Annotated in this window: 20 protein-coding genes; 14 read left to right on the forward strand and 6 right to left on the reverse strand. The window is 55.7% G+C overall.

Annotated features, from left to right (window positions below; all coding sequences use genetic code 11):
• From IF809_RS33345 to IF809_RS33365, 5 genes are all read left to right on the forward strand, one after another.
• Positions 1 to 674, forward strand: a 674-nt coding sequence (locus IF809_RS33345) for a thioesterase domain-containing protein (protein WP_462839653.1), incomplete at its 5' end; no start/stop codon positions are given.
• Positions 671 to 1699, forward strand: a complete 1029-nt coding sequence (locus IF809_RS33350; protein WP_462839654.1) for a glycosyltransferase family 2 protein — start codon at positions 671 to 673, stop codon at positions 1697 to 1699. The genes IF809_RS33345 and IF809_RS33350, both read left to right, overlap by 4 nt.
• Complete coding sequence (locus tag IF809_RS33355; RefSeq protein WP_462839655.1) at positions 1686 to 2441, forward strand: 4'-phosphopantetheinyl transferase family protein; 756 nt, start codon at positions 1686 to 1688, stop codon at positions 2439 to 2441. The genes IF809_RS33350 and IF809_RS33355 overlap by 14 nt, the downstream gene beginning before the upstream one ends.
• On the forward strand, positions 2434 to 3351 hold the full coding sequence (locus IF809_RS33360; RefSeq protein WP_462839656.1) for a glycosyltransferase family 2 protein: 918 nt from the start codon (positions 2434 to 2436) through the stop codon (positions 3349 to 3351). Before IF809_RS33355 ends, IF809_RS33360 begins: the two co-directional genes overlap by 8 nt.
• A gap of 35 nt (positions 3352 to 3386) precedes the next feature.
• Entirely contained in the window at positions 3387 to 5405 is a 2019-nt protein-coding gene (locus tag IF809_RS33365; protein ID WP_462839657.1) for an HAD-IIIC family phosphatase, read from the forward strand.
• 9 nt (positions 5406 to 5414) lie between these two features.
• Here IF809_RS33365 and IF809_RS33370 read toward each other — a convergent pair whose 3' ends face one another.
• Complete coding sequence (locus IF809_RS33370) at positions 5415 to 6416, reverse strand: acyltransferase family protein (protein ID WP_462839658.1); 1002 nt, start codon at positions 6414 to 6416, stop codon at positions 5415 to 5417.
• Between the two features lie 586 nt (positions 6417 to 7002).
• Between IF809_RS33370 and IF809_RS33375 the strand changes: the two genes are divergently transcribed.
• Together IF809_RS33375 and IF809_RS33380 are read left to right on the forward strand one after the other, a co-directional pair.
• The gene (locus tag IF809_RS33375) at positions 7003 to 8181 is read left to right on the forward strand and encodes a WecB/TagA/CpsF family glycosyltransferase (protein WP_462839659.1); all 1179 of its coding nucleotides are present in this window, start codon (positions 7003 to 7005) and stop codon (positions 8179 to 8181) included.
• A gap of 43 nt (positions 8182 to 8224) precedes the next feature.
• Entirely contained in the window at positions 8225 to 10612 is a 2388-nt protein-coding gene (locus tag IF809_RS33380; RefSeq protein ID WP_462839660.1) for a tetratricopeptide repeat protein, read from the forward strand.
• Between the two features lie 4 nt (positions 10613 to 10616).
• Here the strand turns inward: IF809_RS33380 and IF809_RS33385 are convergent, their stop codons facing one another.
• The 3 genes from IF809_RS33385 to IF809_RS33395 form a co-directional block, all read right to left on the reverse strand.
• Positions 10617 to 11858 (reverse strand): hypothetical protein, encoded by a 1242-nt coding sequence (locus IF809_RS33385; RefSeq protein ID WP_462839661.1) that lies wholly within the window; start codon positions 11856 to 11858, stop codon positions 10617 to 10619.
• Positions 11859 to 11894: 36 nt separating this feature from the next.
• Entirely contained in the window at positions 11895 to 12479 is a 585-nt protein-coding gene (locus IF809_RS33390; RefSeq protein WP_462839662.1) for a polysaccharide biosynthesis/export family protein, read from the reverse strand.
• Between the two features lie 100 nt (positions 12480 to 12579).
• Positions 12580 to 13416, reverse strand: coding sequence for an ExeA family protein (locus IF809_RS33395; RefSeq protein WP_462839663.1), 837 nt, complete (start codon positions 13414 to 13416; stop codon positions 12580 to 12582).
• A gap of 283 nt (positions 13417 to 13699) precedes the next feature.
• Here IF809_RS33395 and IF809_RS33400 point away from each other — a divergent pair, with 283 nt between their 5' ends.
• Both IF809_RS33400 and IF809_RS33405 read left to right on the forward strand, forming a co-directional pair.
• A complete protein-coding gene (locus IF809_RS33400; RefSeq protein WP_462839664.1) occupies positions 13700 to 15091 on the forward strand; it encodes a GumC family protein in 1392 nt (463 codons plus the stop codon).
• Positions 15092 to 15106: 15 nt separating this feature from the next.
• Positions 15107 to 15925 (forward strand): CpsD/CapB family tyrosine-protein kinase, encoded by an 819-nt coding sequence (locus IF809_RS33405; protein WP_462839665.1) that lies wholly within the window; start codon positions 15107 to 15109, stop codon positions 15923 to 15925.
• On the opposite strand, the gene IF809_RS33410 is transcribed toward IF809_RS33405, so the two are convergent.
• Both IF809_RS33410 and epsI read right to left on the reverse strand, forming a co-directional pair.
• Positions 15919 to 16632 carry a trypsin-like peptidase domain-containing protein gene (locus tag IF809_RS33410; protein WP_462839666.1) on the reverse strand — a complete coding sequence of 238 codons (714 nt, stop codon included), beginning with the start codon at positions 16630 to 16632 and terminating at the stop codon, positions 15919 to 15921. The two genes, IF809_RS33405 and IF809_RS33410, sit on opposite strands and share 7 nt — an antisense overlap.
• Before the next feature lie 24 nt (positions 16633 to 16656).
• The gene (epsI, locus tag IF809_RS33415) at positions 16657 to 17361 is read right to left on the reverse strand and encodes an exosortase-associated protein EpsI, V-type (protein WP_462839667.1); all 705 of its coding nucleotides are present in this window, start codon (positions 17359 to 17361) and stop codon (positions 16657 to 16659) included.
• Between the two features lie 234 nt (positions 17362 to 17595).
• On the opposite strand from epsI, the gene IF809_RS33420 reads away from it, so the two are divergent.
• The 5 genes from IF809_RS33420 to IF809_RS33440 all read left to right on the forward strand — a co-directional run bounded on the left by IF809_RS33420 (position 17596) and on the right by IF809_RS33440 (position 21155).
• Entirely contained in the window at positions 17596 to 18450 is an 855-nt protein-coding gene (locus IF809_RS33420; protein WP_462839668.1) for a hypothetical protein, read from the forward strand.
• A 62-nt stretch (positions 18451 to 18512) separates the two neighbouring features.
• Positions 18513 to 18734 (forward strand): XrtV sorting system accessory protein, encoded by a 222-nt coding sequence (locus tag IF809_RS33425; protein WP_462839669.1) that lies wholly within the window; start codon positions 18513 to 18515, stop codon positions 18732 to 18734.
• 48 nt (positions 18735 to 18782) lie between these two features.
• Complete coding sequence (gene xrtV / locus IF809_RS33430) at positions 18783 to 19706, forward strand: exosortase V (RefSeq protein ID WP_462839670.1); 924 nt, start codon at positions 18783 to 18785, stop codon at positions 19704 to 19706.
• A gap of 41 nt (positions 19707 to 19747) precedes the next feature.
• Entirely contained in the window at positions 19748 to 20440 is a 693-nt protein-coding gene (locus tag IF809_RS33435; protein ID WP_462839671.1) for a metallophosphoesterase, read from the forward strand.
• 130 nt (positions 20441 to 20570) lie between these two features.
• Positions 20571 to 21155: a hypothetical protein gene (locus IF809_RS33440; RefSeq protein WP_462839672.1), complete on the forward strand. Its 585-nt coding sequence runs from the start codon at positions 20571 to 20573 to the stop codon at positions 21153 to 21155.
• The last annotated feature ends 43 nt before the right edge of the window (positions 21156 to 21198 follow it).

The raw sequence follows: 21198 nt of genomic DNA on the forward strand, positions 1-21198 counted from the left end.
ATATTATTGGGGGCATGTGTGCCGGCGGAGTTCTTGCCCATGAGATAGCGTCTCAGCTGGTTGCGCAGCATCAAAAGGTGGAACTCGTCATCATCCTTGATGCGGCAAGGCCCGGCGCTGCTAAACGGCAGGGACGAATAGCAAGACAGCGTTTCGACCGCTTTAAGCAGCTGTTCGCGCGTGGCGAGCATAGCCGCAACACCACAGAAGTCTTGGGAGCGGCCGCGCGCAAGCTGGTAAATGCGACGCTTTGGGAAGTCGTTTCCCGCGGAAAGCGTTGGTCAGTGAAAACGCGATTTAACATCTTGCAGAAGGTGCTCGCGGGCAGGCGTCGCTGGCCGCGCGGTCTGCCGGCCTTGACGGTACGCCAGATCTACGACTCCGCTGAGGCCGAATACAGGGCCACGCAATCCTCGTTCCCAGTGCTGCTGGTCCGCGCGCGCAATGGCCATGCAGGTGATACGGCGTTTCGTGAGATCTACACGGATGAAACGCTTGGATGGCGAGATGTAGCCAACGATCTGTTGATTGAGGATGTCAACGGCGGGCACTTTAGCATGCTCCAAGAACCTCATGCCGAACTGCTCGCTGACACGATAGCCAGCCGACTTATGGCGAAAAATATTGCGACGAAGAAAAGTTCCGTGGAGCAGATCAGGGTAGACGCTGCATGAGTGCCCACGACGTCGCCATCGCAATCGTCACCTACAAGTCGGCGGACCTGACGATCGATTGTCTGAGATCGATCGAGGTGGAACGCGCCTCGTCTCGTTTGCAAATCGTGGCCGTCGTGGTCGACAATGCGTCCGGAGACGCGTCCATTGTTGCGAGCGCGATCGAGAAGTATGGATGGTCGAGCTGGGTGAAGCTCGTCGTGGCGCCTCTCAACGGGGGCTTTGCCTACGGAAACAACCTGGCCATTCGTGAGGCGAGCCGCCTCGGTCCTCCCCGTTTCGTTCATTTGCTCAATCCGGACACGATCGTCCGCGAAGGAGCAATCGATGCTCTGGTCAATTTTCTGGAAGCGCATCCTCAGGCAGGAATTGCCGGCGGTAGCTTCGAGAACCTCGATGGCAGTGACTGGCCGATTGCGTTTCGATTTCCTACCGCGTGGAGCGAGCTTGAGGCCGGACTGCAGTTCGGTTTGGTCAGCAAAATCCTGAAGCGCTGGGTGGTCGCTCAGAAGATGACGCCTGAGGTCCAGCCAATTGATTGGGTCCCAGGCGCCTCAATGATGGTGCGATGGGAGCTGATTGAGCGGATCGGCGGATTTGATGAGAACTATTTCCTCTATTTTGAGGAGACCGATTTCTGCTATCGCGCGAGACAAGTTGGGTTTGCGACCTGGTATGTCCCTGCGAGCCGGGTCATGCACATCGCGGGTCAGAGTACCAAAGTCACGGAGCGAAACGCCAAGCCAAAGCGGCTTCCGGAATACTGGTTTCAATCGCGCCGACGGTTCTTCGCGACAACCTATGGATTATCGTACGCGGTCCTCACCGACCTTTTCGCGCTGATTGGCATCAGCCTTGGTTTGGTCAAGCGCCTGCTCCAGGGCCGCGCGAACTCTGGAATTCCGTGTCTTGCGTCGGACATTCTGTCGCACAGCGTGATGTGGCCCGCCAACCGCCGCCTTCCTGCGGCTAGAACGGCAAATCTGCGCGTTGAAGAGCCGAGTTATTGTCATGCCGCCAATTGACTGCATTTGGCGCCGGCTCTTGCCGGATTGGATCGCCATCAGCGCCGGTTCAGGTACAATCTCTGTCTCGCATCATTACGAGGAGAGATGCGGAATCGTAATGGGAAACAGACGCCGCTCGGAATTCTTGGCCGGCCGCGCTCATGCACGTGTCGCGCTTACCGAGCTTGGGGTCCATGACATCGAACTTCCGGCCGGACCAGATAGAGCCCCCCTGTGGCCAGATGGCATTACGGGCAGCATTACGCATGCAAGCAAGCATGAATGTTCTTACGTTGCTGCTGCCGCCGGACGAAGCGAGGTGCTCCGCGGGATCGGCATCGATGTTGAATTCATTTCAGCTATCCACCCCAAGGCTTGGCGTCAGTTCCTCACTGCGCGCGAACTCGAATTCGTTCGTAAGCTGTCGATCGGCGATCGGACGCGATCAACTGCGGCCATCTGGTGTGCGAAAGAAGCGGGCATGAAGGCTATTGGTCAAATTCTGGAGCCGGCCTCGATCGAGGTGCTGCCGCTCGAACGGCTTAGCGAGGCCGTCCAGCACTGGACCCTTAAACGCCTCGATAGCCCGGAAGATCACTTTCCGCTACAGGGGCGAACAGCTTGTCTCGATGATCTCGCATTTGCGGCCGTTACTCTGCCGAGATCTGTTGGGGAGCGGCTGAGCATCAAAGCTGCTATCGTGCAGCCGACAATTCGAACGGAAGGCAAGTTCAGTGGGTTTGGATATCGACATGGATAGGCGGTATGCCTTGATTTCCCCCTGCCGCGATGAAGCCGACTTCATGCGGCGCACTTTGGATAGCGTGATTGCTCAATCCATTCCGCCTGCCAAATGGGTCATTGTGGATGACGGCTCCACCGATGCGACCCCGCAAATTTTGGCGGAGTATGCGAGCAGGCACGCGTGGATCGAAGTCGTCACGCGAACAGATCGTGGCGGCCGTTCTGTGGGTCCGGGAGTCGTAGACGCCTTCTATGTCGGGTATGATCGCATCAAAAACGCGGACTACCCTTATCTTTGCAAATTGGACCTCGATCTTGATTTGCCACCACGCTATTTCGAGACGCTGATCACGAAGATGGAGGCAGATCCTGCCATCGCCACATGTAGCGGGAAAGCCTACATTGAGGAAAATGGCGGGCTAGTGCCTGAACGGCATGGTGACGACACCTCGATTGGAGCCTCAAAATTCTATCGAACGTCGTGCTTTCGGGCGATCGGTGGCTTCGTGCGTGAAGTGATGTGGGATGGTATCGACTGCCATAAGTGCCGAATGCGCGGCTGGAAGGCTTTCAGTGTTGATGAGCCGGAGCTCCGGTTCGTTCACCTCCGTCCCATGGGGTCGAGCCAGGTCAGTGTTTTCCACGGTCGAATGCGGCACGGCTACGGACAGTATTTTATGGGGACAAGCGTGTGGTACATGCTTGCGAGCGCGCTCACCCGTCTGAACCAAAAACCTTACATCCTCGGCAGCGCGGCGATACTTTGGGGCTTTGTCAAGAGCGCATTGCAGCGGAAGCCGCGCTATCAAGATCCGGAGTTTCGCAAGTTTCTTCGCCAATATCAGTGGCGCGTGCTGCTCGGCGGTAAGAAGAGGGCGCTCCAAAAGGTGCGCTCGGCGCCCATCGGCCATGCTGGTTTTTCTTAATGATTCCTTGGGTAACACTTAGCATCTGAAAAGTAATGAGCATGCCGGACAACGCCCTCGCTTCGCATCCTGCTCCGACCTCAAGCCTTGAGCACGTTTCGTCCGATTTAGCCGCCGCTGTTGAAGGCTATAGGACCGCGAATGAGGCTGCGCGGCGTACGGCCTTTACTGCTCTCGCAAAGGCTCTTAAGGCCGCCGTGGAAGCAAAGCGATTCGATGACATTGCCATCGCCATTCGCTCAGTTCTTACGCCTACGCTGGACTATACATCTCTACAAAGCCTTCACCGAATATTCAAGTCGTTGCCGGTCGAATTCCGCGGCCGGACCAAGCAGCGGCTTGCGATCCTGGGCGGGTTCACAACACATCAGCTGAAGGATTTCATTGAACTCTATCTTTTTGGCTCGGGGATTGACGTCGAGTTGTATGAATCGGACTATGGCCTTTTTCGACAGGAAATCCTGGACCCGCATTCTGGATTGTACAGCTTCAGGCCGAACCGAATCTTCATCGCGACCAATTGGCGCAATGTCGCGCACGCTCCTGCCCTGTCAAATGGTCATCAAGAAGTGACCGAGCTCTTGGAACGTGAAGTCAACGACTGGGCCAATCTATGGCGGATCGCGCACGATCGGCTGGGCTGCCAAATTCTGCAAAACAATTTCGACATCCCGGCCTGGAAGGCGCTCGGCAATTATGAAACCAGGCATCCAGCGGCGTTCTCTCGCTACATTTCTGAACTGAACCGTCTTTTGGCTGATCGGGCGCCATCGTATGTCTCGATTCATGATGTCGAGGGCCTTGCTTCTGATGTCGGTCGCCGGGCCTGGGGCGATGAGCGGTTTTTTCTTCATGCCAAAATTCCATGCGCGCCCGAACATCTCGTCAACTACGCTTACAACGTGAGCTCGGTCATTGCGGCGGAGCTCGGGCTCAGCCGCAAGTGCCTCGTCCTTGACCTAGATAATACCTTGTGGGGCGGCGTGATTGGCGACGACGGTTTGGGTGGAATTCGGGTCAGTCAGGGCGAACCGGAGGGCGAGGGCTTTCTTGCCTTCCAGCGTTACGTCAAGGCGTTGAAAACGCGAGGCGTCATTCTCGCCGTGTGCAGCAAGAACAACGAGAGTATTGCACGAGAGGTCTTCGAGAAGCACCCAGATATGCTTCTCAGACTTGAGGACATCTCCTGCTTTGTCGCAAATTGGACGGACAAAGCCGCGAACCTGCGCGCGATCGCCAAGCAGCTCAACATCGGTCTCGATTCCCTGGTCTTTGTCGATGACAATCCGGCCGAGCGCAGCATCATTCGGCAATTGGTGCCGGAGGTGGCCGTCCCAGAAGTTTCTGCGGACCCTGTCGACTTCATAGCGACGCTCGAGCGCCACCAGTATTTTCAGGTGAGTTCGCTCGGGCAGGAGGACTTCAAGCGCAGCGAGTTTTACCGTGCCAACGCCATGCGGAGTGCGATCGAGAGTTCCGCAACAGGCATGGAAGATTTCCTGCGCTCCTTGGAAATGACCGCAACGATTGGTCCGGTGTTGCCAACGACGCTGGAGCGAACGACGCAACTGATCAACAAATCGAACCAGTTCAATCTGACGACTCGCCGAAGAAGCTCCGCGGACGTGTTGGCATTAATGAACAACTCGGATTGGATTACGGTGACGGCGAGCCTTACCGACCGCTTTGGAGATAATGGATTGGTTAGCGTCGTCTTTGGTCAGGTCGAGCAGGACGCGCTTGATGTCGATACTTGGCTGATGAGCTGTCGCGTCCTCAAGCGAGGCTTGGAAAATTTCGTGCTCAACTATTTGTGCGACCAGGCCCGCGCCCGGGGTCTGCAACGCATTCGGGGTACATACATTCCGACTACAAAGAACGAGCTCGTTCGCGATCACTATGCCGAATTAGGCTTTCGACAAGTCAAGACAGGAAGCGACGGTTCAACAAAGTGGGAATTAGATTTGGTAGGACGAAATTCAGCGAAGACCTTCATACACGAAGCTTCCGCCAAAGCGCCAAAGAACTTGGCAGCTGCGACCGGACGACCTTAAACCTATTTACTATGTGGGTTGGACAGAACGCTTGAGCAAAGAGCGTCGGGAAATATAATCTTTGGCCAGATCGAGCCAATACTTCTCCCAGTAGAACGTGGATAGATGCGCTAGCAGAAAAGTCAACGCAAAGCTGATGGGTCTCTTAACGAGGTAGCGCTCAAGAATGCTGCCTTCACCGAGCCATCCCTGAATAAGTCCGTGGTGAATGACGTATAGTGCGTACGAGATAGCGGCAATGTATCGCATCGATTTGCACGTCAAGAAGTCCCGGAGATGAGAGGGGCCCTGCCTAAGCATCAGGAATATGAGGATGGCGGAGGTGTACGGACGCACGTACTGTAACCAACCAGAGAACGGGCTTGACGATGCGACCCACAGCGAGACAGCACAGATAGTCAACAGATATGAGTTCCGATGCGGTGCGCCGTCACGATACAGCAAGGCTACACAGGCGCCGGCGAGAATTTCGTCAACCCTAAGATGGGTGTTGATATTCACGTAGGCGCCCGCATGGACGCGGATCGCTGTGATGATCAAGCAGGCGGGAAATACGATCCAAAGACCTTTTCGTCCCGCGACGGCGACAACTAATGCGATGATCGCATAAAACTGCACCTCAACGCAAAGAGACCAGAAGTGCGAATTATATCCATTTAGATACTGAACGTAGTAGTTCTCGAGGAAGGTCAGCGTGCCGAACAGCCGCTCAGGATCAAAAGTAACTAAGGTGAATACAACCGCGGCATAGGCATAAGCCAAGGGTAAAATTCGAGCCAGTCGCCGGATCAGAAACTCCCCTACATTATCGTTTTTGAGGAGTTGGCTCGTAATGAGAAAACCGGAAAGTCCGAAAAATAGGCTCATCCCCATCGGGCCGGTGGTGGAATTCAATTGAAGCGATTTTGGACCGAGCGGCAACATGTGGGTTGCTAGCACCAGCAGAATGCTGATGGCACGCAGTCCATCCAATACTGGAAAGCGATGCGAAGTAGAAATCAATGACTGCACAATACACGCACGTCGGTTTCAGGTGAGAAGTAGTTTATCATATCCGTTCTTCGGACGAAATGCGCCAAATTAATTTGGGTTTGGGGCAGGTGTAAAATCGATCCCTTGCAGGCAGCCGGCGGGATTCTCTGCGGTGAGAAGGGTGAGAAAGGTGGGGACCCGTTGAACCCGGGCGGTACCGCCGTGCAGTTTCATCATTCGTGTTTGGCGCGAGTCGTAGACGTAGCAACGAAAATCACCAACCGCATGTAGATCGCCCTCCGAAGCTGTTCCTGAGCAAAGCTAATGCTTAAGGGAGACTAGATAGTTCTCACGGCAACTCTCGGAAAGCAGAGGTTTGCCGATTCGCTGAGTCCAGGGGGCCTGGGCGCCCTTTTGGGGCAAATGGCTGACCGGCCCGGCAGGGAACAAAGGTTAACCGTTTGTGGTATTGCAGCTCGATGATTTAATTGGGAAATGAGCTTGAGAGGCATTAATATTGATTAGATTTAGCTTTCAGGCCCTGCTGGCTTTTGAGGTAAATCCCTTTAGACAAATCGTTACCGTTTTGGGTTGACCAAATTATCCTCTTGCATGGGCTGCCTAAATGATTGCTTTGCCAGTTGTCAGCATAGCGCAGACCGAGGCCACAACTCCGGTCGGCGAGGACCTGGATCGGGAAGTGTTTGGCTTCCTTGGTCTTGCGGTGGACGCGCTCAACTTCGACGTATTGCTGCGCTCGATCTACAAGGCGTCAAGCGTGGCTGCTCCTTATCTAATCTCAACCCCAAATGTGAATTTTCTCGTCGCCAGCCGGATAAATCCTTATTTCCGGGAATCCTTGCTGCGCAGCAACCTTTGCATCGCTGACGGTATGCCTCTGATCTGGATCGCTAAATTGCTCGGAATACCAATTCGGGAACGGGTCACAGGGGCCGATCTTTTCGAGATTCTCAAACGCGGTGAAGGTGCGCCGAAGCGGCTGCGGGTTTTTCTGTTTGGAGGTGCGGAAGGATTGGCCTCGGTCGTCGCCGACAAGTTAAACCTTTCAAATGGTGGCCTCGAATGCGTGGGCTCGGTAAATCCCGGGTTCGGCAGCATAGAGGAAATGAGCCGCCGGGAAGTTATTGATGCGATTAACGCCAGCGGTGCCGACCTCCTGGCGGTCTTCCTCGGAGCGGAGAAGGCGCAGACATGGCTGCTCCGCAACCACCATCGCATCAAGGTTCCCCTTCGCGCGCAATTTGGCGCTGCGATAAACTTCGAGGCCGGAACCGTAAAGCGCGCTCCAGCTCTGCTGCGCAATTCGGGATTTGAGTGGATGTGGCGGATCAAGGAGGAGCCATACCTTTGGAGGCGCTATTGGAGGGACGGCAAGGTCTTAACCAAGCTGTTTTTGACAAAGGTTTTGCCCCTCGCGTTCCATTCCACCCTGCAAGGCGCGAAGCGGGTGCAGTCTGAAGATTTGAAGATTGTCACGCGGCCAGCAGATCAAGCCATCGAGATCGCCCTGTCAGGTCCCGCCATTGCCCGGCATGTCGAAAGAGCCGCTGCCGAATTTCGCTCAGCGCTCGCCCTGCACAGAGACGTCGTGCTAGATTGTTCCAACCTTAGCTGGATAGATCAGCGTTTCATCGGTCTTTTATTGATGCTTCGAAAAGAGCTTGTCAGCAAAAAACTAGAGCTGCGTTTTGCCAACGTGCCTCGCGATACGCGACGATTGTTCGGCCTAAACGGATTCGAGTTTTTGCTCGCAGAGCCGCAATGCCTGGTGATCCGGCGATAACCGCAATTGCCTTTCGCTCATGAATGTCTTGGAAAACGGCCAAATGATCAAAAATAGGGTGCTCCTCAACTGCAGGAAAGGCCTGCTTCTGCTCCCGCTGCTGGCGCTGACCAATTGTTCTTCTCCGGAAGAACGCGCCAAGGAGTACTACGACGGTGCAATGTCGTTGATCCAAAAGAATCAAGACGGCGCGGCACGTGGGCAGCTCATGCGCGCTCTCAAATATAAGAACGACAATGTGGAGATATGGCGTGCGATCGCTGGCATTGACGAGCGCAGTAAATCGCAGGGGTTGTTCGCCGATTTGAAGAGGATCGTCGAGCTGGATCCGAACGACACCGATGCCCGAATCAAACTTGCGCGGATCATGGTCGGAGGCGGCGCTGCCGATGGCGCTCTCCGGATCATTGATGGGGTGCGTGAAGGCGATAAGCCCAACGCAGCGCTTCATGCTGTCAAATCGCTTGCCTTGCTTCGAACCAACGACAGCGAAGCTGCCTATCGCGAGGCACAGCGCGCGTTTGAGATTGATCCCTCGAATCCCGACGCCGTTAGCATTCTTGCTCTTAAGAAAACTAATGAAGGCGATCCGGACGGCGCGTTAAAGCTCTTGGCAGCCCTCAAGCCTGATGAGGGCGACGAAACACGGATTGCGCTCCAGAAGTTGCAACTTTATCTGCGAAAAGGAGAGCTGCCGAAGGCAGAGGAGCAGATGCGGACTCTGCTCGAGAAGGCGCCGAACAATGTAGATTATCGAAAGCAACTCATCCAGATCTTGATGGCTGAGCGGCACTTAGACGAGGCGGAGAAGGAATTTCGCGGCCTCGTGCAGGCCAATCCGACGGATAGCAAGCTGGGCCTGGAACTGGTGCGCTTCTTGAATATCGTCAAGGGACCTGCAGCAGCCCGTAGTGAGCTCGAAAGCCGTATCAAAGCTGGTGGGGATATTTTCGATTATCAATTGGGATTGGTCGAGATCGACGTTGTCGAAAAGAAGTTCGACGAGGCATTCAAAGCCCTGCAAGATCTCGCCTCGAACGCATCGACGCAGGAGAGGAAGCTCACAGCTCAAGTCAAGCTCGCTGAACTGTACGTGAGCCGGTCCAATACAACCGCGGCTGAGCCCATCATCGCTGACGTGCTTGCTAAGGACAAACGGAACGCGGGAGCGTTGCGGCTTCGTGCAGCCCTTAACATTGAAAAAGGCAATTTCGATAGTGCGATCTCAGATTTGCGCGCCGCCCTCAACGATCAGCCCAAATCGCCGGAATTGTTGATGCTGCTGGCTTCGGCCTACGAGCGCAGCGGCAAACCGGAATTGGCGGATAGGCAGTACGCGGATGCGATGAAATCCGCTGGATCGAACGCGGCTGTGGTTCTTCGTTACGTCGCATTTTTGCAGCGACGCAAAGATCTTGGTCGGGCAGAGGAAGTCCTGGCTGACGCCGTTACCCGCATTCCGAAGAATCTCCAGCTGTTATCCGCGCTAGCACAGCTCAGAATTGCCGAAAAAAATTGGTCGGGTGCAATGGCCGTGGCTGACGCCGCCGGCGGTATCGATGGTGGCAAGGTGCTCTCGGATGAAATCCGCGCCTCGGCGCTTGCCGGACAAAACAAGGTGGAGGAGAGTCTCAAGGCCTTGGAGGACGCGCAAGCCGCTGCTCCCAACGCACTGCAGCCGCTGGTAGCGCTGGTGTCGGCCTATGTGAAACAAGGCAAGTCCGACAAGGCGATCGCTCTTTTGGAGGACCTTAAGACCAAGAATCCAGCGAGCTCGCAAGTACTGGTGCTGCTCGGTCGGACTCAACTTGCCCAGAAGAAACAGCCTGAGGCGGAGCGCAGTTTTAAACAAGCGATCACGCAGCAACCGAAGGAACCGGGCGGCTACAGCGCCTTAGCTGAGCTTTATGCCAGCCAAAAAAATGTCGACCAAGCCGTAAGCACCATCGAAAGTGGTCTGAAAGAACTTCCCGCCGATATCGATCTTCAGATGCGGCTTGCGAACCTCGAGATTGTCAAAGGTGATTATGAAAAGGCCATCGCTCAATACGAGGCCATCCTCAAGGAGCAGCCGAACACGGCCATTGCAGTCAATAATCTGGTGAGCCTGTTGCTTGATAATCGCTCTGACAAGGCAAGCCTGGATCGAGCCGTCGCTTTAGGGGACAAGCTTAAGAACGCTGAAGTGCCCCAGCTGCAGGACACGTTTGGTTGGGTGAAGTACAAGCAAGGTGACTACGCAGCGGCAATCTCTGTTTTGGAGAACGTGGTATCAAAGGATCCGAATGCAGCTGCTCCGCACTACCACCTCGGCATGAGCTACGCGGCGGCCGGGCAGGCCGACAAGGCGTCTGAACAGTTTAAGCTTGCGCTCAATCTCGAACCTGACGGCACCGCCTTGAAGGACAGCATTCGCGCGGCGATGAAATGAGCAGTTAGTTGCCGTGTGGAAGAACGGTGTAATGGTGTGAGACCACCAGCATGATGCTGTTCGAGCTAGCGGGGCCACTCCCGGCAAGTGTAGGGGTGCCGGTGATTGGATCGATGCTGGCTCCTCCGTTAGTTCCAAAGCGGTGCTGATAGCGGTAGGTGAGCTGGGCGTTCAGATCTTTGGTGAGTTGGTAGCCATATGTCACGGAGGCGGAGGCAATGTCAGTCGAGGACGTTGACGTCGTCCGCGTCGCACTTGCAGAAAACGAGATCGTGGAAAGTGAATTAATGCTGTGGCTGAGGACCGCCGTCACGTAGTCCGATTTGTATAGGGAACCTACGACGCTGGAGGATACCGATTGCGCGATGTCAATGGACAACGTCGTGTTCTTCAATACACGATAGGTCAGGATGGCATTGCCGATCCAATCCAGTAAAGAGCTTGTCCCCGACGTGTTTATCGGCGTGCCCTGGATGCCGGAAAGTGGATTGATACCGCCCGCGGTCACAATATAGATCGGGCCGATATTTCCGTGAAATGAAAGCACCGGCGACAACGTCGCGTCGATACCCAGCTGATTGCGGTAAATCTCGATCTGCGAGTTCTGGGCGTTTTCATAATTGAGCCGTTCATATTCGGAGGACGCATTCAACGCGGTGATCGGGCTGAAGCGATGACGCCAAGACCCACGCGCGAGTGTATCTGTGACGGGCGTTCCGCCTCCCGAAGGCTCATAGCTAGTGTGGGTGGAAGTGGCCATCAAGCTCAAGGAATCCAGGTTGGTGATCGACCTATCGATCCCACCCGTGAAGGTGCGTCGATCCAGAAATCCCTTCGTATTGGTGATGACACCGAACTCGTTCAATAGCGCGAACGCTGTACTCGACTGACGCCAGTTTGTTTCCAGGTATTCCCGGTCCGAACTCCCTTTCTCGGTGTGCTCGTAGTGACCTAAGGCGCCCCAGCTCAGCGATTCAGATGGCACTCCTTCGACGCCCGGACCCCAAAACTTCCGATAGTTGCCATCGACATTGATGTTCAATTTCGACGTCGGCATCAACGCTTCAGCGTTTGCCGTAAGCGTTGAATAGGAGCCAATCGCTGCGGCGGGCGAGGTCCGCATGAAGAGATTATCGCTCGCCTCGATCGTCTCCACCTGCGAGGTGTTCAATGACCAATCAGCCGCTAAGGCAGCCACAGGCGCCATGCCGATGCACGCGGAGACGGCAATGGCGGCTCTCTTCACGGTATGATGCCTCAGCCCCAGTGGGTTCAGCGTGACCTACTCAAAAAGCCCGCGCTCGGGAACCATGATCACGTCGCCGGCATGCAGCGAAATGTTGCCCTCAAGGTCAGCGCCACCTTCATAGGCTTTGTAGTTGAACATGTAGATTGTCTCATCGCCGCCGGGCCCGCGGCGTCGAACCATGATCCGCTTTTTTGCGGCGAAGGGGCCCATGCCACCGGCGAGCGCAATTGCCTGCATTAGCGTGGTGGGTTGGCGAATGATGTAGGAGCCTGGACGCGCCACCTCGCCGGTGACGAAGATCTTTGGCTTGAGGTCCTCTTCGATCGGTTCCTTCGGCGCATTAACATACGCAACGGTGACGTCGAGGGTCTCGTCCTTATAGTTGCCCTTCAGTTTATTCCTTAGGATATTTTCCACCGCAGCGGGGGTCAGCCCTCGCACCCGGATGTGGCCCGCCAAAGGGAATGCGATTTCACCGAGCGGATCCACCACGACCGTTCGGTCGAGCTTGGGATCCTGCAGGACGGAGACGCTGAGGCTATCGCCTGGTTTGAGCGTCTGCGCATTCACCGCGGATGCCCACAAGCCGATAAAAAGCGCAACGATCCAGATCCGCATAGCCATCCCCATTCGAGCCACCAACCCACCGCCTGCGTAAAAGATAGCGCGCTTGGTTCCGCGGTAGCAGAGAATTAAAATAATAATGCATAGCAATAACTTAAGGAACCCGGCTTGGCCTCTTAACGGGGAATATGCTGTACTGTTGCTTGTCTGCAATAACGTCCCGAACTATCTGATCCGTAATGATTTTTTGATCGTTGGCAAATCCGTAGACCAGCGCAGTGTCGCACAGCACGTTGATCATCCGGGGAATGCCCCCGCTTGCGGAGGCGATGAGGGCGCAAGCTTCGGCGCTGAAAAGCGCATGGGGAGCCCCGACTGCTTGCAAGCGGAAGGAGATGTAATTGGCCACCTCCTTCGGATCCAAGGGCCTGAGGTGAAAGTCCGACGAGATCCGCTGGGCGAACTGATGGAGCTCTGGCGCCAGCAAGAGATCCCGCAGCTGCGGCTGGCCGACCAGAATGAGTTGTAGGATTTGAAACTTATCGGCGTTAATATTGGAGATCATGCGCAGGTGCTCGAGAGCCTGGGGCTCGAGATTCTGCGCTTCGTCGATGATCAGGATGGTCCGCCGCCCGTTCGCAAATTGGCCATAGAGGTAATCTTGTAACCTCTTGTAAAGGATGGGATAATCGCCTTCGAAGGGCTGATCGAGCGACAACAAGATCCATTGCAGCAGTTCCTGGCGGCCTTGCGGTGAGTTCGAAATCAGCCCGACGCTCATGGACGGATTGAGTTTCCGCAAGAGGTGGCGAACCAGGGTGGTTTTACCAGAGCCGATTTCTCCCGTGATCACCGTAAAGCCGGCATTGTTCATCACGCCGAACTCGAGCATCGTGAATGCCATGGAGTGCATTTTGCCCCAATAGATCAGATCGGGGTCGGGAAGAATCGAAAACGGCTTCTCCCTAAGGTGATAAAATGCCTCGTACATCCGTTGATCCTTAAGCCCAGCGCCGCAGCATTACAGATTGTCCACGCGCAAGCCTATGGTCATGATCGACCTATTTGGGAAGTACGTAAATTTTGGCGATCTCACGGCTGGCCTTTTCACGCGCATTAATATTGCGAACCAAATCCCGTACCGGAACCCGTGTTTTTTCCCGGTCCGACACAATTCAATGCTAAGATATTTCTAATTTTCCTGAGACACGCCCTGAGCACGCCCGACCGCTTATGAACCTTGCCGCATGGCGGCTGACCAATGAAGACTGATCATGTTGCAAAAAGTTGCATACGACGATGAACTTCAGGGCATGGAGCCGTCGGTCGAACCGGACCGAAGCCATCTCCTGCGGCCGGCGTTCTACTGGGGTCTCATCAAACGGCGCTGGGCATTTTTCCTCATTCCGGCCCTTTTGATTGGCAGCGTGGGCGTTGCTGGAGCGCTGCTCTGGCCTGCCTCTTACGTGTCCGAAGGAAAGATCCTGGTCCAGTCGCAGCAGATTCCGACGGATCTGGTTCGCCCCACCGTGACCAGCGCAGCCCAGGAACGCATTCAGGTGATCGAACAGCGCACGATGACGCGCGATAATCTCGTGGCCATCGCCGACAAGTTTCAGCTGTTTCCCGAAAAGCGGGCCTTGATGACGGTCACCGAGCTGGTCGCCTTGATGAGAAAGCAGACCAAAATTTTGCCCGTCGATCTGCAACTCGATTTCAAGCAGCGCTCGCGGCTGGAGAATCCGACAATCGTTTTCTCAGTGGGCTTTGAATACTCAGACCCGGCTGTCGCCGCGCAAGTCGCAAACGAATTAATGACGCGCATTTTGAACGAGGATCTGCGTGATCGAACCAGCCGCGCCACCGACACCACCAAGTTCTTAAGCCGAGAGGTTCAGCGTCTGCAGGCTGAAAATGCCTCTCTCGATGCCCGGATCGCGCAATTAAAACTCTCGCAAATGAGGCCGCTGGGATCAGCGAAGATCGACCAGCCCACCATGCTGGACCAGCTCAGGGCAGAGCTGATCCAGAAGAGCGCGCTTTATTCCGATCGGCATCCGGTCATCCAATCGTTGAAACGGCAGATTAAGGCTTTGGAAAATGCGGGTTCATCCGGTGGGACCGCACCGAATGCGGAGACTGCCGACAAACCGCCGCCCACAACGGCCGTAAAGACCGAGGCGACATTAGAGGCCCTTCTGGCCCAGCAGGAATCGGTCAAAAATAATCTTGAAACTGCCTCCGCTAAGCTCGCCGCAGCACGACTTGGCGAGAGCTTGGAAAAGGACCAGCAGGCTGAGAAGCTTGAGGTCATCGAGCAGCCCACGGTGCCGCAAGAACCCATCAAGCCGAACCGCCCGAAAGTTGCTGCCATTGCCATTGCCTTGGCGCTGATGGCTGGCGCGGGGCTCTCGGTCGCGGCTGAACTCATCGATAGCGGCATCCGCCGTGGGAGCGACCTGTTCAGCCTGGTCGATTCGACGCTTATTCTGACCATCCCTTATATCACCACGGCGGATGAGATCCGACGCCGCAAACGCCGCATCTGGTTGACCGTGACGCTGTGCGTGATTGCGGTGGTTGGATGTGTGATAGGTGCGTATTACTTCCTGCCGCCGCTCGATTTGATCGTCGCCAAAGCGCGCGTCGGGCTATTCCGTTTCTAAAATTCGGAGTTGAAGTTGGACTCGATCAAACACGCGGTTGAGCTCGCCAGGGCAGCCGAAGCGGCCACCACACCGGTCATCGGGACATTGCCGAACGCGGCGCGGCAAGATCTCCGCAGCGAGCTGCAGGATAGTAAGCTTCGCGAGGTCCGTCTGAACCCCGACCATCTTGAGAAGTCACGGTTGGTGGGACACAAGGCCAAGGACCACGGACGCTACTACGACATGTTGCGGACCGAAGTCCTGCAAGAGATGGACAAGAAAAGCTGGCAGTTCTTGTCCGTCACCTCGCCGACGGCTGCGTGTGGCAAGAGCCTCACCGCCTGCAATCTTGCCTTGAGTATTGCGCGCCTTCCCGAGCGCTCGGTCTTGCTTGTGGACCTTGATCTGCGCAAGCCGATGGTCGCGAACTACTTGGGATTGCAGGGCGGGCCTGGGATCTTGGATGTGCTGGAAGGCCGCGCCACGCTTTCCGCGGCCACCTTGCGGGCAAGCATCGGGCCGAGCAGCATTTTTGTCCTGCCAGGATCGAGCCCATCCTCGAACTCATCCGAGTGGATGGCCTCTCAAAGCATGGGGACGTTGCTGCATGCGATCAAGCGAGACTTTAGGTCTTGCATCGTGATCTTCGATCTGCCGCCCATTCTGCTCGGTGATGATGTGATTTCGATCTTGCCAAAGATGGAGGCAACCTTGTTAGTGGCCGGCGTCGGCAATACGTCGCTTGCGGACATGAGAGAGTCGCAGAAACATCTGCAGCGGACATCCATCGTCCGCGTGGTCGTCAACAAGGTGACCGAAGCTCCTCCGGCCTATTATAGTGGCTACTACTGAAGACCGGCGAGCGCTTCCTGCGGTAAGAACGCTTTAATTTCCGAAGCCGGAACAAAATATTTCGCCAAATCGATCGTTTCGGTCTTCCCGCCTCGTGGGCGAGAAATCGAAATCTTGCGAGACATAATCCCAAGCAAGCAGCGTTGCTGTACGTCGAAAACGCCTGATCCCGAGTTTCCGGTGCGCGCCACATCGGCGATTACCGTTGAAAAGCGACGGACATCTGCTGGTAATTTTGTGGGCGACAAGATGTGGGTCCGAACAGTGGCTTCGGGCACAACCGTCACCACCTGTTGGCCGGGCGACGGCGCCTGAGGGCATAGTTTCATTCGGCGCATTTGCAGCCGCATCGGCAGCAGAAACGGGTCAACTGCCAAAGCGGTCACATCTGTGCCCTCAAAGCTGCCTTCTTTCACCACGCGTGTTGGATATTCTTGACCCGCAATCGCGATTTTCGGTCGCGTCCACCAGCTGCGTCCGACGACGTGGGCCGCGGTAATAAAGAGCCCTCGGCCAAGATATATCCCGTAGCCCGGGCCCCAAGTTTGCATCGGGGTTCGATGGACATTTACGGCAAAGGGAATGAGCGAGTCGTCCAAGGTTTCCGCCGCCCTCGCGCCCGCAACGGCTGTTGACGCCCAAATGCCCAGCCCCAGGGCGATCTCGAAAGCAATCCGCTTCGCACCCGCTCTAGCTGAAAACAACACGATCTCATTTCATGAAAAGGCGGATCACAGCGATGAGCCAGTGAAGAACTTCAGCTCATTTGCTGGGATCGCCGCCAGAACATCATGAACAAACTTGTCCTGCAGTTGGAAAGCGGCATCACGGGGGAGACCAACGGTTGAAACTCTGATCAGCGCGCCATCCGGAATAATTCCTCGCAGACCGTATTTTAAGCGGACAATCTGGCGATCGACCACGCCAGTTGTGATGTCGTTGCCCACGCGCATCCAATAGCTGATCGGCTCGTATCGGGCTTCTCTTTCCGCCACCACCCGAGTCACTTTGATCGGAGGTGCACCGTTTTTAACGCTGATGCTTCCGCCAAACTTCTCATCGATGCGAAAGCCCGCGGCCGTATAGCAGATCTCCGGGCGGTGGGCCTTGAGACGGTAGTTCTGCACCGGACCATAGGCCACTAGAAACATCACGATATTGCCCTGCCCATCGGTGTAGGCCCGGCTGACTTCTTGCGCATACACTTTGGCGCCATTTGGATCTGGCTGAACGTACCCTTCCGGATCAGGCGGGGTGATCGGGCTGATGTCGGGAACCAGTTTCCAAGTGCCGAACTGCTTGGGAATGATCTGATCAAGGCTCGGGGCGGCCGACGTCCTGGCCATCAACTGCCGCGGCATGAGGACCTCGGCCAGCAGAGCCGCCACTAAAATTGCGACCGACGCGAGGATGACTTGAATCCGGCTCACATTCATTTGATTATTCCAATTTACCCTGATCGGCCTAACGCCTGGGGCTTGCTACAGCACAACAGCCCAACAGCATTAGCGTCGCAAATTAAATATTGGTGAGTGTATGCATATCCGGAATTAAGCTAAATTGCAAAGATGTCAGCGGGTTGCTCTTTCTTGAGATATGTACTTTTGCGATTTCGAGTAGCGGCAAATGCGCGCTCGTTCGGATGATCTTTGGTTGAGTTGGAGTTCCTCATGCGGATTGTCGTGAACCGTATCTGCCGTACGTTAGCGGTTCTTGCCTGTTGCGGCGCGGTCCTGGCCGGCTGTGGGAAGGAGACAGCCAAGGCGCCCGCAGGTTCAGGGCAAATCATTGCCCGCTTGGGCGATCAAGTTGTCACGACCAGTGAGCTCGACAACGAGTTCCGTCGTGCCAACATTCCGACCGACAAGCAGAAGGATCCGGCAACCATTAAGGCGGTCGTGGGCGAACTCGTCACACGCAAATATCTCCTTCAGCAAGCTATCGCTGCCAAGCTCGATCAAGAGCCTAGTGTGCTGTTGGACCTGATACGGGCGCGCGAACAGGTCTTGGAAGCGGCCTATTTGACGCGCCAAGCCACGGCAAAGGCACCGAGCAATTCAGATGTCGAGAAATATATCAGCAGCAATCCGGCCAAATTTGCGGAGCGAAAGCTGTTCGCGGTCGATCAAATCGCATTTCCTGCTTCCTCAGACGTCCAATCGATCATCACCGCCAATAAGGACGCAAAGACACTTGAGGAGGTCGATCAACAGCTGACCTCCGCCGGCATCGTTCATGGCCGTCAGTCCGGCGTGCTAAACGGCGCGGAACTGCAGCCCGATTTCTACAAGTCTCTGGAAGCCCGAACGCCCGACCAAGTCTTCTTCGTGCGCTCTGGTCCGAACGGCGTTTTCTTCAAGGTCACAGGTGAACAGGCAAGCCCACTCAAGGGCGAAGCGGCTACAAATGTCGCCCGGCAATTAATGAGAGCTGAAGCCCTGAAGGCGGAGGCAAGCCTTGCGTCATACTCAGCAAACGCTGAAGCAAAATACGAAGGCGGGTACGCCGACATTATGAAGAAATAGGGAACTTAAAGGATGGAGGTGCGAGAGAGCGTCTTCGATACCAAACGAATGTTGCACCGCCCATGACGACATTTTTCGACGTGATCACCGTTGCGTGCTTCATCGCCATGGTGGTTGTCTTCTTTCAATTTACCGATCGAGAAATCAAGACCCTCCTCCAGTTCATGGTCGCTGGTCTGGTGCTCGCGGTTGCCAATCAAGTTGGCAACGCCGGATCGGCGCTGCTGGCGATAGCCTTGATATTTGCGGGAGCGACCTATGTTGTGCTACTGGCTCGTAGGTGAAATCTATTTAATTGCAGATTTTCCTGTTTCATCCTCGTGGTCGTAAGCATGTCCTTTTTACAGGTCGTTCAACCCACCAAGCTCCGCGCCTCGATTTGGCCTTGGTATACACTGCTCGGGGGGGCGCTATTGGTTGCTTACCTTCCGACGGCGCGCAGCCTGATCAATGGACCCTGGCAAACCGAACAGGAAGGACATGGGCCTCTCATCATCGCCGCGTCTTTGTGGTTGGTATGGCAGGCGCGCCGTAGGATCGCCGGCGCTGAGATCAAATCTGCTCCGCTAACGGGCTGGCTCTTGCTCTTGCTTGGCCTCGTGTTGATGTTTCTTGCACGAACGCAAGATGTGCTCACGGTAGAGGCCTTTTCGATCCTGCCTGTCCTGGCCGGCTGCGTCCTCATCGCGGCTGGTTGGGCGATGCTGGGTGCGCTCGCATTCCCGATTGGGTTTCTATTCTTCGCTGTTCCGATGCCGGATTGGCTGATCGATGCAGCCACGGTTCCATTGAAGGTCTTCATCTCCAATGTCGTGACCCACGTGCTCTATGCAGCCGGTTACCCGATTGCGCAGAACGGTGTCATGATCATGATCGGAACGTACCAGCTGTTGGTCAAGGATGCCTGTTCCGGGATGAATTCGATCTTTGCGCTCTCGGCGATTGGCGTCTTCTACGCCTATGCGTTTCGCTGGAACGAGAAGCTTCGCAGCCTTCTTTTGCTGCTCTCCATCGTACCGATTACGATTGCGGCAAACTTCATTCGCGTACTCACGCTGGTCTTGATCGCATACTACGGTGGACCAGATCTTTTGGAGGGCCCGGTTCACGATCTGACTGGGATCAGCCTTTTCATCGTGGCCATCTTGCTTCTGTTCCTGCTGGATTCGCTGCTTGGCGTGGCCGGTACTATTCTGAGACGCGCAAAGGGTCGATCGCCGCATCGACAGCTCGCCTCACAACCGAGCGGCTCCTGACCGCCTCCTCTGCGGGGGGCGCCAATGGCGCCTGCAGCAACATGTCGCTCACCTACGCGATTCCGGACATTCACGGTCGCTATGATCTCTTGCAGATTGCGATCGCCAAAATCGTTTGCCATGCCGCCGGTCGGCCGGGAACGGTCGTGACATTGGGCGACTACGTCGATCGTGGGCCATGTAGTCGACCGGTGATCGAACGTTTAATGCAGTGGGATATTGATCATCTTTCCCTCGTCAGCCTCAAAGGCAACCACGAGGCCATGATGTGGGAGGCCTGTAACAATCTTCTCGAGCTTGAGCGCTGGCTTGAAAATGGCGGCGATCAAACGCTGAGATCCTACGCCAACTCGAGTTCAGACAAGTTCGATTTGAGTCTGGTGCCTTCGTCGCACCTCGCCTGGATTGCCAGTCTCCCTGCCATGTATGTCGATCAGCACAGAGTGTTCGTACATGCGGGAGTGGATCCCGAGGTCTCGCTCAATCAACAAGACTCGCAAACCCTGCTTTGGAAACGTTACCGCAGGGGATCTAAGAAGGGACACGGGCGACGGCACGTTGTGCATGGCCATGATGCCGATCCTTCAGCGCCGATTCGTACGACGGGAAAGACAAACCTGGATGCGATGGCTTGGAGAACGGGTCGTTTGGCCATCGGTGTGTTCGAGAATGACCGGCCTGGAGGGCCCGCCGAAGTTTTGGATGCGACTGGCGAGTGTTCGAGCGCGATTTAATAGTGAAATGCGCCTTTGTCGCAGCCTGACTTGTTGACAACGCCTCAAAGCAACTGAAAATCAATTAAATCAGAGCGCTGATTCGCGCGCAGTTTGCGTATCACCTTTCCTCAAAAATCGGATGGCTATTATGGGGCGCAATGTCTGGGCGGGATGGTTTGCGAGCATGTTGTTGCTGCTGGTTGCTCCGGCGCATGCCGGGCTTCTGAAGTATGAGCTCACAGGGGTCGACAACCTTTCATTCGTCCTCGATACATCTCGGCCCATTGATGGTGTGTCGGCTGAAGATGCGGGCGTTTTTCACGCGTTCTACTTTACCAACATACAGAATACGTCGGCTCATAACCCCTTTCCGTACCTCACATTCTACGACACCGCGTTCGGCGGCGGTCTCAGTGCTGGTGTCGGGCCCGACGATAGTTCTTCCACCTTCTTCGATCTCGTCAGCGTCCCCAGTTTCAGCCCGCTGTTCAGTGGGAGCGTCTCCAGTCCGACTTTGATTACAGGCACGTTCCATTTCGCTGATCTGAGCTTCGCGTTGGCCAACCCCGATACGCCCATTGACCAGCTACCTGTCATCGACACGCTCAAGGTGAGCGACATCACGGCGTCCGTTCCTGAAACCGGAACCTGGGCGATGATGATCCTCGGCTTTGCCGCCGTTGGGTATATGCGGATGCTTCGATGGCCCCTGCGTGCGCTCGCACGAGGTTGACACACAAGATGGACGCTCGGAGGCGCCACTCGGCTGGCTCGGG

Source organism: Bradyrhizobium sp. UFLA06-24 (assembly GCF_054967145.1).